This is a genomic window from Janthinobacterium sp. PAMC25594, assembly GCF_019443505.1.
Classification (GTDB): Bacteria; Pseudomonadota; Gammaproteobacteria; order Burkholderiales; family Burkholderiaceae_D; genus Janthinobacterium.
In genome coordinates this window covers 1809331-1826042 of sequence record NZ_CP080377.1, presented here as the reverse complement: position 1 = coordinate 1826042, position 16712 = coordinate 1809331, and the positions used below count along the sequence as shown (strand labels likewise).

The window sequence follows — 16712 nt, the reverse complement described above, 5'->3', positions numbered from 1 at the left end:
TTGACATGACTGACTTGCCATTTGACCTGCAGACACTGATGCGCGAGCACCCCGAGGCCATGAATGTACCTGGGGGCTTGCTTACCAAGAAAGGGCCACAGGACTATGTCGGCGGCGTGCCGGCAATTGCCGGCACCCTTTTCTTTAGGGATGCACATCTGCCAGCCGTCCGCGATGCCATCAGCGCTTGTTTCGAAGAGTTCCAGGCGAAGGCAAAACCTGAGCTGACTTGGCTCTACCGGGAGGAACCGCCAGAGGGCCCGGAGAAAATGAGTTATGTGGAGGCAAAACCGCTGAAAAAAATGCTGGAACGTATGGACGTAAACGATGCTGTGAGTTTTCACTACACCAGTGGTGTGAAGGCGCAGGACGCCGGTCCATGGGAGTTTCAAGTCGTCGGTCTTCAGGCCTGGCGAGCGGCGATGGGAGGTTGGGGGTTATGCGGGCTGCGGTTTAGCCTTCCCATCTTGTTTAGCGAAGAAAATCCTGGGCTTTTCCAGGAGCTCTTCGTCAGCTTTGCACGGCGCCTGTGTGCCGTACACGGGTACGGCGGCTACAGTCTCATCCTGTCAGCCGCTCGCTATGACGAGAACCAGGCATTTGAGATATTTCTGACGTCCAAGTTCAAGGGGTTTGATGCAGGCCATCTTGTCGCCGGCGCAGCCACTGCGGACCTGGGCATTAAGACCGTAGGCTGGCTCACGGCCATAGACAATGATTACGTGGAAAAAGTCGGAGGCATATCAACCATTCGTTCGGAATTACCTATGGACTGGTTTGGCCTGTTTGACTATGGAACTGGACTCGTCATACAGGGCGGCCCCCAACCCGACGCCGCACCTGCTGACTTTCCGATGCCTGCGCGGTTGGTGCTTCCCAATATGCTCCTCAAACCTATTAGGACTACGGAAATTGGAATGCACTATGCATCCGCAGGGATTGAGCCTCGATTGATTGGCGTGGCTGCGGATGAGTGGCTGAAACGATTCGATGTCGAGGACAACGAGCTAATGGCGTACAAGGCTAAACTACTGGACGAGCCGAAATTTACTGAGCTACCAATCCTTCCGACTCTCCGCTGACTGTTTAAACAGCGGGCATTGGCCCTAGCCGACATGAAAAACCTCCACGGCGGTGTGCACGTGGAGGTGAGGTCTGGCGGTGTGCGCGCCGGCAACTTGCGTAAAGGCGTTCTATTGCGGTGCTGCGACATTGCACATTCTGGGCGTAGTAGTTTTGGTGCGACGATAGTAGCTCAGCGAACATTGCGCCTGTTATCGCGCCAATGCCGGTATTCGCGGTGGGGCTCTTCCCATGACCGACCTAGTTGCCCTGCAAACCGCCAGCAATGCCTCCAATGATTGCTGCACCATGATATAGCACTTGAATCTGCTCATTACGCCACTTTTGGCGAGAACCTTCAGCTTAAAAAAGTTCACGTTGCTTGACACCTGGAATCTTCGGTGCCGGCTCTCCGCACATCAGGTCGGCCGGATACGGCTGAAGATATGTCCTTGCGCGTTCTGGGTCTTTGCAACCAAGCCACTCGTCGTATTCGCTGGTTGGGACAATGACTAACGAACGCTTCTCCTCTCCAGGGCGATGGAAGCGACTCATGAAGGGATGGTCGTCGGCGTTAATGGTCAGCTGGGTGAACGAAAATGTTCTCTTCCCTTCCTCCTCGACCCATTCCCGGTAGAGGCCGGCGACGGCAAACGGTTCGCCGGTGGCCATTCCAATAGACCATCGCACATGCGTTGATTGTTCCCAGTTTGGCTCGAAGAAGCGGACCATTGGAACGAGGCAAAGTTGAGATTTGGCCCAAGCGGACTTGTACGTCCTCAGTTGGCCAACTGTCTCCGCACGGGCATTCATCGTCGTGAGGCGCTGGCCGGGTGGCATGTGCCGCTTGGGGACGAACCCGTATGTGCCAGTCAGACCTTTGCGATTGCCGGCCTGGTCATGAACGATGATTGGGCCAACGTAGTCCTGGTACAGCTCATCACGCCAATCGTCGCTGTCCTCCATGGAAGTGCGAAAGAAGTCGAAGGCCACTTGCCGTGAGACAGTTACGTAGTTGACGCACATGGCGTTCTCCGGGTTGAAAGCTGATGTCTGATTTTATCCGGCATTTTGGAATATGGGCGTCCATCGTTTTTTCATTGTCAATATAGAAAATTTGACTTCTGGACATTGCATGCGGAGCCGGATATTCTTTGCATACTATATCTTGCGCAGCATGTCAGAGGTGCATATGCTTCAGGTCTTAGCGGAGGTGGGGTGATGCACATTACCAATTGAGCCGGGCGTGTGCGAGTAGACCCCTCCACACCTCCGACTGAAAACAAAGGAGCTCGCATACGGCGTGCTTGATTACAACGTGTTGTTCACATCGCAGCTACCCCAGACAAATGACCTTTGAAGTCACTCCGCTCATACCCGTTATCGGCACTGTTGCCGCTGCCATTGTCGCAGGTGGAATCGCACGCGCAAACCTCATTGCATCCAAGGAGACAAAGGTCTCGGAGTTTCGCCAAGCCTGGATTAATGCATTGCGCGACGACCTAGCTGCGCTGTTTTCAAATACAAGGACATTGGCGCGTTCGGTACAGGAGTTTCGAGCGCCGCAGTGCGACGAAACTGAAAAATTCGGTATTGACAAAACTAAAATTACCGTCGTTCGCCATGACGCAGCTGAAACTTATCACCGCATTCGGCTGCGTCTAAATGCATCCCAAGATGACCACAAAGAGTTGCTGCGCCTGTTGAGTTCAATGATGGGCGCGCAGCAGAGTTATATAGTCAACAAAGATGGCGACGTGGCTGGGCCTATTGCTGCGGTGGAGAAGGCAGCGTCCTATGCCGAGGGAGTGCTGAAGAGCGAATGGGAAACGGTCAAGCTTGGTGAGCGCGCGTATAGAGACTCTCTTCTCGCTACCAAATGCACATTGGTAGGTTCGTTTGCGGTCCTGGCGATTCTTGTGGTCGGCCTACCAATCTATGTTTACTCGTCAGCTGGTGTACGAGAAGCTAAGGCGGCTGCTCCGGCGACGGCCGTTCAACCGACACCGGGTGCCGTCGCCAAGTCTCCAGGCCTTTCTCCCGCTGCCGCGCCAGCAAGATGAAAGCCCGCACGGTGGCGGCAGCTAGAGGCGTGTAGCATCACACAACAAGATGCAAGACGTTAAGCGAGCAAGATGCTACATTGTATGGCGACAGCCGGATACGGCCAAAAGCGGCCATTTGGCGCAGCGTGACAATGTGTGAGAATTTTTACTTGGCAATCCGCTATGCTCTTGTGCCGCTATCGGCCAATAGCAGACCTCCCTCCTTAGCCTCAAATTTCTCAAAATATGCATTTAATACCCTTAAAGTCGGACACGGGAATTTCTATCGTTCCGGTTGTTGTCGAACATGCGGAGGCGCTGGCATTGCTGGTGCAGCAAAATGCTGAGTACCTTTTTCAGTATCTACCTGCTTTATCAGCTTTGTCTTCCGCTGAAGTAGCCAGGACGCATCTCTTGACCGCCGTCGAACAAGCGTCCACCAGTGAAATATTTGAATGGCATATCTTCGTAGACGACACCCTATGCGGTGCCATTCGGCTCAGAGACATTGATGAAGGGGACAGAAAGGCAAAAATCGGCTACTTCATCGCGCGAACATTCTCAGGCAGAGGTATTGTTACTTCAGCTGTGCGTACCGTCCTCGCCCACTGCTTTGGAGAATTGAAATTAAACAGAATTGAGCTCCGTTTTGCTGCCGGGAATGAAGCTAGCAAAAGAGTTGCAGAGCGATTAGGTTTCGTGCGTGAAGGAGTCTTGCGGCAGGAGGAATTTCTGAATGGGGTATTTGTTGACCAACACGTGTATGGATTGTTATCTAGAGACTTTGCGGTGCCTGCACAGAGCTGAGTTTTAGGCCAATCCGAGCGTAGGCTGATGTCGTCAAAGTACCATGAAGGGCGGCTTTGGGGCGGTACCTGCCAACGACTGCAACCGGCCAGAAGCAGCCATTCGCGTTTTCGTGACAATGCGTGCCTTTTCTCGCTTGCTAATTCGATATGCTCATGGGTCGCTGGCGGCCAAAAGCAGCCCCGTCATTTTTATTCCTAAAAATTTAGATAAATGAAGAAATCAAAAGGTATTGCAATCGTTGCAGGTATTTTTGGTTTGAGCAGCGCTAGCCTCTGCCTTGGCCATCAATATGGCGTGTCAGCCGGAATGGCCGGAGTCGCTTTTTTGTATGCGGCCATTGCATACCGAATGAAAAAGACTGGACAGTAGCTTTGAGACTTTAACGCCAGATACTGAGTTTTCGGCTCACTTGTACTTCCGCTTTTGGGCGATAGCAGCCGCTTCGCGAAGGTCATTTATGTACGTGAACTTCGCCATTACCCCCTTGCTTTCAATGAAAATTCCGAGATTTGGTGTCCAGCTCCCCGAGCATGTGGCTCAGGTCCACAAGCCTCTTGGCAACCAGGTGTCGTACGTTGCGCTCAGACTGCCACACACCGTAGACGCCAAGTAGCTTGGCACCCATCAGCTCCCTGCGCTGCTGCTCGACAAGGTTGGGCCAGCAAATGACGTTCACGGTGCCGGACTCATCTTCAATGGTCACGAATACCACGCCCTTGGCGGTCTCCGGCCGCTGGCGCACCGTGACGATGCCGCAGCCACGTGCGAGCCTGCCATTGTCAAACTGGTTCAAAACTTCCGCAGGTAGGAACTTCATTGCAGCGAGTCGCGCGCGCAGGAGTGCAAGCGGGTGGCGCCCCAGTGTCAGTCCCAGGTGCCTGTAGTCGGCCACGATGTTTTCCGCTTCACTCGGCGCTTCCATCTCGACCGGCTCTTCAACGACCGTGGCGGACCGTAGCAGCCCTTTGTCAGGCACGCTTGCTACCGCTTCCCACAATGCTTGGCGGCGGTTGCCAGAGAGCGATTCAAGGGCGTTGGCGCTCGCCAGTGCGTTGAGGTGGCCTGCATTCAGATTCGCCCGTGATGCTAGGTCGGCCGTGGTTTCGAACTGCTGGATGGCGCGCGCCTCCTCAATGCGCCAGGCCGCCTCTTGCTCGAGGCCTTTGATGTTGTTGAGGCCCAGACGAACGGCCGGCTGCGAACCTTTTGCAATGAATTCAAGCTGTGCATCCCAGTTGCTAACGGACACATCGACAGGGCGCACCTCCACGCCGTGGCGGCAAGCATCCTGTACGAGGGAGGAACGCGAGTAGAACCCCATTGGCTGACTGTTCAGCAGCGCGGTCAGGAACGCTGCTGGCTCATGGCACTTCAGCCAACTCGAGGCATACGCCAGAAGTGCAAAAGAGGCAGCATGAGACTCGGGGAAACCGTACTCGGCGAACCCTCTAATTTGGCCGATAATTGATGTCGCGAACTCAGCGGTGTAGCCCCTTTCCGCCATGCCCTGCATTAGCTTGTCTTCAAACTGCTCGAGACCGCCTTTACGCTTCCATGCCGCCATCGCTCTGCGCAATGCATCAGCTTCACCAGGTGAAAATCCTGCTGCAACCATGGCGATTTGCATGACCTGTTCCTGGAAAATCGGAATGCCCAAGGTGCGTTCAAGGACTGACTCGATTTCAGGACTTGGATACGACACCGGGTCGATACCCTGGCGGCGGCGTAGAAATGGATGAATCATCCCGCCCTGAATGGGGCCCGGACGAATGATGGCAACCTCAATGACGAGGTCGTAAAACGTGCGGGGCTGAAGCCGCGGTAGCATCGACATCTGCGCGCGCGACTCGATTTGGAATACGCCTACCGTGTCGGCCTGGCAAATCATCTCGTATGTGGCTGGGTCTTCAGCCGGAACGTCGCCGAGCTCGAACCGCGCTCCACGCTGCTCCGATACAAGGTCAAGTGCACGCCGGATACACGACAGCATCCCAAGTGCGAGTACGTCGACCTTGAGGAGACCGACGGCATCGATGTCGTCCTTGTCCCACTGGATAATGCTACGTTCCGCCATCGCAGCGTTTTCGATAGGCACCAGCCTGGACAACTTGGTGTGGGAGATGACGAACCCGCCTGGATGCTGTGAAAGGTGGCGCGGGAAACGCATTAACCTGTCGGCCAACTCCGCCCACTTCTCAGCGATGGGTGAGTTTGGGTCGAAGCCGCACGAGACCAGGCGCTCTTGAAGGTCCGATTTCCCACCCCAACCGTGGGAGGCCTTCGCGACCTTATCTACGACCGAGAGGTCAACGCCCAGGGCCTTTCCGACATCGCGTAGCACGCTGCGCGGTCGATACGAAATGACTACGGCTGTAAGGGCGGCACGCATCCGACCGTATTTCTTGTAAATGTACTGAATGACCTCTTCGCGCCGCTGGTGCTCGAAATCGATATCGATATCAGGCGGCTCGTTTCTCTCCTTTGAGATGAACCGTTCAAACAATAACGTGCCGCGCGATGGGTCGACTTCCGTGACGCCCAGACAGTAGCATACAGCCGAATTTGCGGCCGAGCCACGGCCCTGACAGAGAATGTGCTGCGACCTGGCGAACCGCACGATATCGAAGACCGTTAGAAAATACGATTCGTACTGGAGTTCGGCGATGATGCCAAGCTCGCGTTCCAGTAGCGCCTGGACGTTCTCTGGGATACCTGCCGGGAAACGCCAGTGCGCGCCAATGTATGCCTCTCTGCGAAGGTACGACGTCGCCGTTTCGCCGTCAGGAACCAATTCTTGCGGATATTCATATCGCAGCTCATCGAGTGAGAATTCACAAAGCTGCGCGACCCGTACCGATTCGTCGAGCGCTTCCCGCGAGTAGAGGTTACCCAGGCGTACTCGGGAACGCAGATGTTGCTCAGCGTTTGGCGCCAGCCGGTACCCGCATTGTGCGACCGGTATGCCATGGCGGATTGCAGTCATCGTGTCTTGAAGGGGCTTGTATGAACGGACGTGCATGCAGACATCACCGGTTGCGACGACGGGCATCCCGAATTCCTCGGATATACCGGACACCAGTGCCCGATGCTTTTCGTCCTGGGCGCGGTGGTGCAAGGTGAGTGCGATGCGGGCGCGACCAGGTACACATTGAATCAGCCACGCAGCTTGGCGTTCCACCTCATCATAGCTGGCGTTGTATTTCGGCACGAGAATGAACTGACAATCTGGCAGGCTCCGCAAATGCACCAGGTCACCAACCGGCGAGGCGATATCGCGGGGCAGGACTAGGTAGGAACCTTTTTCAGTACGAGTCCGCGCGACGGTAATCAGTTCGCTGAGGTTCCCGTATCCATTTCTATTCGTCGCCAGGATGATGAGAGCGAAAGGAGAACTTCCATCCTCGGGAGTCACCGTCATTTGACTGCCGATGACCAGATGGATTCCGAACTCCTTGGCGGCGATGTGGGCCTTGACGACGCCGGCCAAAGTGCATTCATCCGTAATCGCGATGGAAGCGTATCCAAGTTTTGCGGCGCGTGCGACCAGTTGTTCAGGAGCCGAAGCGCCTCGCAGGAAAGTGTAGTGGCTGAATACCTGAAGCTCGGCATAGTCGGGTAGTACTGGGGCCGGCAAGGGGAGGGAAGTGGTGTTCATGGCTCAGGCGTATAGACCGTGCAGATACCAGCGGGCCTCCTTCGTCCGTTCGAGATAGACCCAGTAGCAGGACGCGTCGGTGCCCTGCGCAATGAAATAGTCGCGCGCCGCCGTTTGGTCGTTCCACCATCCGGCCTCGAGACGCTCCGGACCTTGAATAATTTTCAACGGGCTCCCGTAGAACGGCCGCTCGCCACGCATCAACAGTGGAATCGGTTTTGGCAGGAGCCAGAATGGGCGTCCTTCCAGGACTTCATCGTCATCCAATTTGCGATATTTTTCCGTAAGGGGTACCCATTCGTTGCAGACCTCGGGGCGGTAATCCTGCATTGCGGCCGGCGTCAGCACGTTCTCGGCCCCAAGGCGTGCAGTAAGCAGCTCCAGCAGCCTATGGAAGTCCTGTGGCGACCCACCTGGCTCTGGGAACAGGGACTCGTTAGGAGGAAGCATTGGTTCGATTTTTTTCGCGTCCAGCCGCAATGCGATAACGGGCGCGATGAGCTCAACCTTGCCAAGGCGCTCCTTGAGTAATCGCACCAAGTGGGCCTCGTGCCAGGCTGGCTCCGCAAGCGCGATTTCGAGTTCAGTCGGAGGCATCGCCGCACGCCCGCGCTCATGCTCCAAAACAATGGTGAAAACACGAACCGCCTGTTGGAGAGACGTCAGCCAACCCACGAGTTGGAGGATAAGTCGCGTCGCGCCATGCAGCAGAGCATCAGCATGTTCGATACGGTCGAAGGTCTCAACCCGTTCTGAGAACGTCAATGGGACTTTAATCCACTCGAACATCTCCGGCGCCTGGCCATACGCTCGGTCGAGGTCCGCAAGCAGGTCCTTGCTAGTGCGTCGAAGTAGGCCTGGGCGTGGCAGACGTTGCAATGCGCCGAGGTTCTTGGCTCCAATGCCGGCCAGCCATTCGTCGTATGCGGCGGCGGCGGGTAGCAATCCGCACGGCAGTCTGTCGAGCATGCGTTCCAGCGATTTCATAGTTAGCGCGCGCCGGCGGAACACGGCACCTTTGCGGCGAAAACTCCTGGCAAGCAGCCATGCTCCTCGCGCGGTAGGCGCTGCGCCAAGGCGCGCGGTGAAACCCAGCGCAGCAATACTGCGAGCTATGGCCCCGCAGATGGCGTGTGGCCCTTTGAATAAACGCAGGCTGGCGCTCACATCCATCAGGATAGAGAAGTCGTCTTGAAGCGTTACCTCTGGGGTGTACTGCAACAGAGCCATCGCGATGGCGTCCAGCGCCAAGGCCTCCTTCTCAAGGCTGCGCTCAAGTATCACCGTACCAGGTGCGATGGCCGACACGCCCCCAATGCGCATCCCCAAGCGCACGCCGCTGTGCGCGGCATCGGGCGATATTGCCGTGACCTGCTCCTGATGCATTACTGCATACGGACCTGGCTCAGACCAAGATGGCCGCAGCGTTTCTAATGGCAGTAGTGGAAGGTACACGCTTAACAGTAATTTCATGGTCTACATCCAGATGCTGACGACCAGCGGGCATGTCCGCAAGCGGTATAAAAAAGGGGTTGTCACAATGAGGCCCCCGACGTTTGATAATGTCGACCGACACACCGCCTAGAGCGGGCCGAAGCGCGATTCGAAGCGGTGATGGCGACGAGTCGGCGCTGCTTGAAAGCGGCCGCATCAGCCACAGCCATGTATCTGTGCTTTGGGCTGCCAGGTTCAACCGCCTCAAGGATTCTGAGCGGACGTTCGACTGCCAAAGCACGACGGCCCCGCACGAGCCGTTTTTCAATATTTGTTCCGCCGACCAGAGCGCATCGGCCGAACTGCCCGGCCGAAGCCAAAGCAGGTTGCGGTCGATAAGACCCCAGGACCTGCACGTCATGGCGTGCGGTAGATACGGCGGCTGAATCAAGGCAATGCGCTGTGTCGCCGCCAACTTGGCGAGAGCGGGTTTGAGTAACTGCATCTCGCCGATGCCGGCTTGTTGCAGCAACACTTCCACCAGGGCGGACCTGGGCCATCCACCGTTCGGCAGTTCCGCATCCAAAACCGCATGGCCCGTCGTGCAGGTCGTTGACCTGGATAGAGCGAGCTCGCTCGCACGCCACACATCCTGCAGAGGCAGTTGCAGAAGCGCGCGGGCTGAATCGCTTTGGATGAGGGGTGGGCACAGCATCGGTTTGGTTTACTTGGTTAGATTGGCAGGAGATGGTTTTTGGTAAAAAACTACTGTGTTTTTATACAGTATAATTCAACGTCAGGAAAAATACACATCTAAATTAATTTCCTATGGGATGCGTTGTACATTTCAAATGTAATGGCGAAGATGTGCATTGCAGACTTGCAGGAGCACGCGCCCGACGAAGAGTGTGGTGGGAGAGGTGATAATGATATAAACGACATGTCTACATCGTGCTATCCATTTGATACGTATAAATCGACTGACGGCACTGCGCCCTGGCCAAAAGCTCCTGAGGGTCCGCCCGAAAACGGTCAAGGAAAGAGCGAGGTTCCTTGAGGATAGTCAGTACCTGGACTGTCAAGAGACGTCGACCAGGTCCCTGCCGGAAATTTGAGCAGGCACAAGAAACCCGCACCTGTACTCGTTGTGCGGCGCGTATGATGGAGTTGTCCACAGTGCTGTCCACGCCATCTGTGGATAAATTCAGCTGTTATTTCCAACGCAATTGCTGGGTCGGCATTCGGAGATATTACTTCCCCCTTTGAAGGATTCAAACACGTCCATGCGGGCCGAGAGCGTCATTCTCAGCAGTGATACATCTCATTACAAATGATGATTGGCGAAATATGGCGCAGTGCAGCATAATTGGCCTGTCTCCTCCAACTCCTCCAAGAATTGGATTCAACCCGCCCTCCGTTGGCGGGTTTTTTTTCGTCAAAATTACGGCTTCGGAATGGATGCCGGAGGCTTGCAGCGTCAATGGGTGGGCAGATGAGCAATCGCTATGTGCCAGGCCTGCGTACTGAAGAGGCTGTGTGGTGGCCATTCACCGTACCGACTGGGTGGCCATTAGAGGAATGCATCTCGTGCGAGTGCTTTCGACGCGAATAGCCGGGTGGTGTGGGCGACTGAGAATTCAACAGGACCTGAGCCTCCTCGAATCCGGAGCCGCTCGCGCTGGCCAGTTACCTCCGTTACCACCGCGCCTACCGAAATTTTTGGGCGTAGAGACCGCGCTGAGGCGCGCCCGCTGCCGGACTCTGTGCCGGACCGCAGCCGTCATGGCGCCAGACTGCCGGCCGTAGCAGGTTGAGTCGGCCAGGGTCGCCAATATGGTCGGGTAAGTGACTAATCGAGCAATCCGGGCGGCACTGACGCATGACGTCGGGCAAGCAAACGAGTCTCGTCTACGAACCCGCGCGTCATTTGACCTTACGCTACTGCACGGACCTCGAGGTGCGAATTTGGGTACCTGATAGAATATCGCTGGTACAAATACAATTGTCATCAAGACGCCCGCCTTAGGCAGGCCGTCAGGGGCGTTGGTCCGCCTCGTGCATCCCTTAGGAAAAAGAGCTAACCTTACTGGAATTTTCTTGGAAACGGTCGTCGAAGTACTCGAGTCACTAAGCACAATCGCAGAAGGGGAGTGGGAGGCACTGACTGAGGGCAACCCGTTCGTAAGCTATCGTTTCCTTGATGCGCTACATACCTCTGGCTGCGCTTCCAACCGCACTGGATGGTCCCCACGATACCTTGTCCTGAGGCGCCAAGGCAAGCTCGCCGGCGCGATGCTGCTGTATGCCAAGTCACACTCACGAGGGGAGTATGTCTTCGACCATGCATGGGCACACGCCTATGAACGCCATGGACTCGAATATTACCCGAAGCTCGTTTCAGCCGTCCCGTTTACCGCTGTCACAGGCCCGCGGCTGCTGGCAACCAACGAAGCTGACAAGGAAATTCTTGCTCGCGCAGCGATTCAATTCGCTCAGGAAGTCGGCGTCTCATCACTACATATCTTGTTCCCCAGGGCAGAAGACCTCGAGGTGGTACGTCGTGCCGGCATGATGTTGCGGGAGGGGGTTCAATTTCACTGGCTGAACCGCGACTATGAGTCCTTTGACCAGTTCCTTGGTTCAATGGCGCGCGAAAAGCGAAAGAAGGTGAAGCAGGACCGAAGACGCGTCGCAGAGGCCGGCGTTAGCTTTCGGTTTGCCTCCGGGAAGGACATGACCAGCGAAGAACTCGATTTCTTCTACGTGTGCTATTCGGCAACCTACGAGAGCCACTACTCGACCCCTTATCTCACGAGGGAATTTTTTGCTCAGATACAAGCTTCAATAGGGAAAAATCTGCTTTTCATCTTCGCCGAACAAGCTGGCGAGCCGATAGCTGCGGCCCTCAATTTTGTCGGTCCTGACGCAATGTACGGCCGATACTGGGGCACTACCAAGTTTGTGTCGGGGCTGCATTTTGAGCTTTGTTATATGCAAGCAATCGCCTACTGTATCGATGCGTCGATTCGCGCATTTGAAGGAGGTGCCCAAGGTGAGCACAAGCTGGCTCGAGGCCTTGAGCCGACGCCCACATGGTCAGCACACTGGGTTGCAGACCGGAGGTTTGAGCATGCAATACAGGAGTTTCTCAATCAAGAGACAGGCCAGATGAGTGAATATATTGACGAGTTGGCCGATAGAGCGCCGTTCAAACGCGCTGCGAAGTAGGCCGCTTTGCGATAAGCCCCATCTTTTTTTTAACCCTTAACTCAACATCTTCGAGCATATTTCTAAGTCTAGAAATTTCTTCATCCTTGCAGGAAAGCAGCGAGTTTAACTGGATAACACGTACAGCCAACTCTCGGTTTTCCTCCGTCAATGTATCTAGTGTGGTTGTTCCATGGGACATCCTCGAAACGCGGCGATAGGCCTCCTGGCTTAGCTTGGAATCATGACCAAGCACTTTAGCCAAACCCGCCACAATGTCAGCGTAAGAAATCGGTTGACCCTTGTCGATACAGTTCTGAACTTCTTTTTCAAACCAATCTTCGGCAAATTTTCGACGGATGGCATGGACTCCAGCGCCTTTCGGTGCATCAATCGCATTAAACGCATCGGTGAAAATCGCGGTCCAGCTCTTGTCATCCATCGCCGCTCTAGTTTTTTCGGATACAAAAAGCGGAAGCATGTTAATGGATGCATTCTTTGCAGCGCGGACAAAGATATCGTCACCATAAATTGATTTGATGAACCTATTTATTTCCAGGGAAAGAGGAATTGGAATGTCAAAGAAGTTTCGTTCATCGTTTTTTTGTTTATAAGGCTGAATCGAATGAATCTTCAATGTACTTATTGATTTCTCGATATTTTTGTCGCTGAATTGACCGATGACTAAAGAGTTTGTGCTCTCGCGACGTAGCCCAGTCTGGTCGATTACTCGCATAAACAAAATATTTCTAGCGCCAGTTTTCACAAATTTAACGTTTCGAAAGTATTCTTCAATGTCGTTAATTTCTGCAACAGTTGCCCAATGTTGACCACTCATACTTGCTGAGCTTTCGGCGACGCCCGTAAAGCACTGCGGATACAGTTTGCGTGGTTGCCCGGTCCAATGAGTTGGGTTGAGCGAATGCAGTGGTAATGTCGATTTAATTGCTACATGAGTCTCAGTGCCAATACTCGGGGCAAGTTCGCTAATCGAGCTCGACGCCCACGAATAAAATTCGTATAAAACGTGCATTTTTATATTTACAGATTTCTTCGCAGTGAGATTGCCACGGGAAGATTTCGAATTTCTTACTTTAGCAAAGGCGTAATTACGATAATTTGCAAGGACGCCATCACTTCCGTCGAGCCATGTTAAACCCACCGACTCAAGATAAATTTCGTAGTCGAGTAACGCGTACGCTACCGAATTCATACGAGAGGCAAAAGCTTTAACTTCGGAGTTGGTATTGTCTGCAACCGAGAAGGCAAAGCTTTGAAAAGGTTTGTGCAGAGATAAGTCGCCGCAGCGAATGCTCGGCAATTTAAGGCCCGGTTTATACGTGCACCACGAAATGGCTGGCTTTTTTCGTTTCGCATTTAACGAGACAATGTTTTCACGGTTATTTATAGACATGAGGAACTTTCATCTTAAGAAATAGCCAAAATACGCTAGCACATCCGCTGTATTTGCGGTGCCTCGCTGATAATAGTAAAAAGCTTTCCAGTCCTCATGAATTGTGATGCCAAACACGTTGAAGGACAGCCGACCTGTTCCCGCGTGACGAAAATTCGATGGGAAACCGAGCCCCACCTGTCGAGGTCGGCAGAAACCGCATACCCAAAATCCAGTGACGAGCAGTCTTCAGAAGTTAAATCGACAAGTCCAACAGTATCAAATATAGCAGTCGCAACAATCATGTTGGGTTCAATAAACGCCGTGCCCTGACCGAGCGGTAACGGTTCTATGTGTCTTATTGTTCCAACTGCTCCAGTAAATATTGACTTACTATTTATGTCCATGCGTGCAACTATTTTTTCATCAATCGTCGCCATTAGACCGTTATATATTCTTACACCAGGAGTAGGACGGTCAAGGGCGAGCCTGAGTTCCAAATGCTCCTCGTGTAAAACGCGATTTAGACGGATTGCATCTTTTTTGAGCATCGTTAGGATTAATGCTGAGTCGCTGTCGGCGGCCTCGCGGAATGCTTCCAAAGTGAGGGCAATGACTTCACCCCAGCTCGCCGCGTCGATGCGGCGAACTCGCACCGCATTCCGGCATTTGGGTGACCCATTGTCAACTTGCCCCGCATCCGCTAAACGGGGAGCTAGTTGGTTTTCCGGGCTAGTGGACAAATTTGAATCCGCGCCAATCTCTTCACCTGTACAGCTGATGTAATGGTCAGCAGAATCATTTCGGGAACAGCATATTGAAGAGTGCAAAAAATTCCAAAATGAATCAACGCGGCGCTCGATATTGTTCGGAGAAATTATACACACGTCACAGCCCAACGGAAGGTCGTACACTAGCTTCGTGGCTTTTGTGAGGTCGAGCATATCCGCGCCGTAGATATAGAAAACCGGCAATAAATCCTTCTTGCCCCAATCCTTTTTATTGACGTCGACATAAAGCATTGTTTTGTCAGTGTAAGGACAGAATAGCTGACGCATTGACTCTGACGGAAATATATGTAGCGTTTCCTGTGACGCAAAACGTGCAAGCTTAAGAGAGTCAAAACAGCAAATATGCAGAATGCGATAGCCAGGACCTCGGCAAGTTAGTTCTCCACCAGTCGGTCTCGGAACGTCCCCTTGATTGGCGTCAGCTGTAAGTGGTGCCGTAATCGAATGTCGGACGGCGCGTAGGATTGCCCGCTCAAGAATGCCTTGACCAACAGTCTGAACAGTTTTGCGACCCGCAGCCTCATGAATCTGAAGCAGGCCTTGCGAAGTAGCTATCTCAACTGAGCACGAGGCTAACGACTCGCAGCCGAGGCGTATCTGAAGGTGAGTGCTCAACTGTTGCAGACCCATTTTTACGACCCTGCGTCGAGTCAAGTACTGGTCTACGCACGACACGCAAGCTGCCACCAGGCGCCGTGGGTCATCAGCACATATGGAAAGTTCAGTTGTGCAGACCTTGTCAATTTCGGCCCAGCTTGCAATCGCTACCAATATATAGGGGTTGACCGCGACAACAGCACCGGCTGCATCTCCCCAGAGTGACAGTGCCTTTTTCACAAATACAAGAGAAAGCCCGCGCGACGCAAATTCATTTGATACCTGAACGTTCAGTGCGTATTCTCGCCACTCGCGTATTAGGCGCATCGCGTCAGAAGGCTCCATCCCTGACGCCGCCGCAATCGCCATATAATCACCTGCCATGATTTTTTTGGCCAAGTCATTTCCAAGTCGGTTCAAAAGCTCCCGAGCAAACCGAGGCCCAACCCAAGCGAACCTAGGATGCGAGCGCAGGAAGCGAATGATGTTATCTCCGCTGGGGAGGACACGCGTCGCTGCGCTTACGTCAAACTGAATTCCATATGTTCGATGATTTACATAACGCCCGTAGAGTATCAATTCTTCACCCAAAATCGGAGATGTCGACATTACTCGCCTGCTTGCAATAACGCGAACGGATTTCGCGCTTCCTTTTAGCAGTAACCGAAAAATCGCTCCCCCGGTCGGGGAAACATGCACAATGCGAGCAACACACCCAGTCAAAATTTCTATCATGATTTCGGTATCCACTTTCCTGTATCACTGAGATGACTTAGGCGCGCAAGCTCCGCCTGTGCGTTCTGCAAGCTGTCGAGTAGACGAATAAATTCGGCTGGACTAGGTCCTGGTATAATGTCGACTGAAGCCTGTCGCGGACTGATAAAATCGGAGCCACTTATGCGAGAATCAAGGTATTCGAATATTTTGCATAACGTTACATTTGTTCCGATAGTAGATTTCGTTATACCAAGCATTTTGCATATGGCCCGCTTTGAGCTTTTTCCGTCAGAATTCCTTGGAACGTTTCTATTTAAAGTGACATTGACCCAGTCTTCGAGTTTTTTTGCATTTTCGATGCCAACAGCTTGAGTGGATTTCGAGGGCATCAATTTCCCTCTTTACGAAGTGGCAAAAGCTTATTTAATGTAGATGTTAGCTCAGCATTGCGCTTGTTAAGTTGACGCGTTTCGTCATTATAACGTTCCGTAAGATTTTTTAATGCTCGATTTGATTTACCCAAGTCGATTTGAAGGCGGCTTAGCTCAAGCCCTCCAGCAGTAATGTCGTTTTCTTGAACGGCGCAGAGCTTCTTATAATATTCGAGTTCTTGTTGAAGTCCGCCGATAGCAAAAAATTTATTCGACGCCTTCAATTGAGCAGCACCCTTTGCAGCCAATTTTGGAAAAATATTTTTTATAGCTACGAGTTTTTCTTTATTCGAAAGATAGAGAGTCGAGCGATTTGTATAAATAACTAATTCAATTTCCGTAGTAGTAAGCCCTGTGCTTTGACAGCTCGTCCAATTTCCAAACTGAACAACGTTTTTTGGAAAGAAATCGAGCTGAAGCTCGCCGTTGGTATCTCGCAGAAATGACCCGTCCCCTGAAGTTCTCCACGGAATACCTTCTGATATCCATTTCTCGAGAATTTCGAACTTTCCAAGAATTGCCGCCGCCACTTGCTCCTTTGTTACTGCAGAGATGTGCTTAGCCATGTGA

The 16712-nt window shown here is 53.2% G+C and carries 11 protein-coding genes; 4 read left to right on the top strand and 7 right to left on the bottom strand.

Going from position 1 to position 16712, the window contains the following annotated elements:
* Window positions 1–5: 5 nt before the first annotated feature.
* Entirely contained in the window at window positions 6–1082 is a 1077-nt protein-coding gene (locus tag KY494_RS07985; RefSeq protein ID WP_219890536.1) for a type VI immunity family protein, read from the top strand.
* 343 nt (window positions 1083–1425) lie between these two features.
* Here the strand turns inward: KY494_RS07985 and KY494_RS07980 are convergent, their stop codons facing one another.
* Window positions 1426–2088 (bottom strand): SOS response-associated peptidase, encoded by a 663-nt coding sequence (locus tag KY494_RS07980; RefSeq protein ID WP_219890535.1) that lies wholly within the window; start codon window positions 2086–2088, stop codon window positions 1426–1428.
* Window positions 2089–2411: 323 nt separating this feature from the next.
* Here KY494_RS07980 and KY494_RS07975 point away from each other — a divergent pair, with 323 nt between their 5' ends.
* Together KY494_RS07975 and KY494_RS07970 are read left to right on the top strand one after the other, a co-directional pair.
* Entirely contained in the window at window positions 2412–3125 is a 714-nt protein-coding gene (locus tag KY494_RS07975; protein WP_219890534.1) for a hypothetical protein, read from the top strand.
* Window positions 3126–3353: 228 nt separating this feature from the next.
* The gene (locus KY494_RS07970; protein ID WP_219890533.1) at window positions 3354–3914 is read left to right on the top strand and encodes a GNAT family N-acetyltransferase; all 561 of its coding nucleotides are present in this window, start codon (window positions 3354–3356) and stop codon (window positions 3912–3914) included.
* A 493-nt stretch (window positions 3915–4407) separates the two neighbouring features.
* Here KY494_RS07970 and KY494_RS07965 read toward each other — a convergent pair whose 3' ends face one another.
* From KY494_RS07965 to imuA, 3 genes are read right to left on the bottom strand one after another with little or no spacing between them, the layout of a single operon-like run.
* Entirely contained in the window at window positions 4408–7572 is a 3165-nt protein-coding gene (locus KY494_RS07965) for an error-prone DNA polymerase (RefSeq protein WP_219890532.1), read from the bottom strand.
* 3 nt (window positions 7573–7575) lie between these two features.
* On the bottom strand, window positions 7576–9045 hold the full coding sequence (locus KY494_RS07960) for a DNA polymerase Y family protein (RefSeq protein WP_219890531.1): 1470 nt from the start codon (window positions 9043–9045) through the stop codon (window positions 7576–7578).
* Entirely contained in the window at window positions 8978–9655 is a 678-nt protein-coding gene (gene imuA, locus KY494_RS07955; RefSeq protein WP_375143479.1) for a translesion DNA synthesis-associated protein ImuA, read from the bottom strand. The genes KY494_RS07960 and imuA overlap by 68 nt, the downstream gene beginning before the upstream one ends.
* A gap of 1448 nt (window positions 9656–11103) precedes the next feature.
* On the opposite strand from imuA, the gene KY494_RS07950 reads away from it, so the two are divergent.
* Window positions 11104–12234 (top strand): GNAT family N-acetyltransferase, encoded by a 1131-nt coding sequence (locus KY494_RS07950; RefSeq protein ID WP_219890529.1) that lies wholly within the window; start codon window positions 11104–11106, stop codon window positions 12232–12234.
* On the opposite strand, the gene KY494_RS07945 is transcribed toward KY494_RS07950, so the two are convergent.
* The 3 genes from KY494_RS07945 to KY494_RS07935 all read right to left on the bottom strand — a co-directional run bounded on the left by KY494_RS07945 (window position 12215) and on the right by KY494_RS07935 (window position 16708).
* Window positions 12215–13627: a hypothetical protein gene (locus KY494_RS07945; protein ID WP_219890528.1), complete on the bottom strand. Its 1413-nt coding sequence runs from the start codon at window positions 13625–13627 to the stop codon at window positions 12215–12217. The genes KY494_RS07950 and KY494_RS07945 overlap by 20 nt on opposite strands.
* 35 nt (window positions 13628–13662) lie before the next feature.
* Window positions 13663–15393 carry a hypothetical protein gene (locus KY494_RS07940; RefSeq protein WP_219890527.1) on the bottom strand — a complete coding sequence of 577 codons (1731 nt, stop codon included), beginning with the start codon at window positions 15391–15393 and terminating at the stop codon, window positions 13663–13665.
* A 706-nt stretch (window positions 15394–16099) separates the two neighbouring features.
* Entirely contained in the window at window positions 16100–16708 is a 609-nt protein-coding gene (locus KY494_RS07935) for a hypothetical protein (protein ID WP_219890526.1), read from the bottom strand.
* Between the last annotated feature and the right edge of the window lie 4 nt (window positions 16709–16712).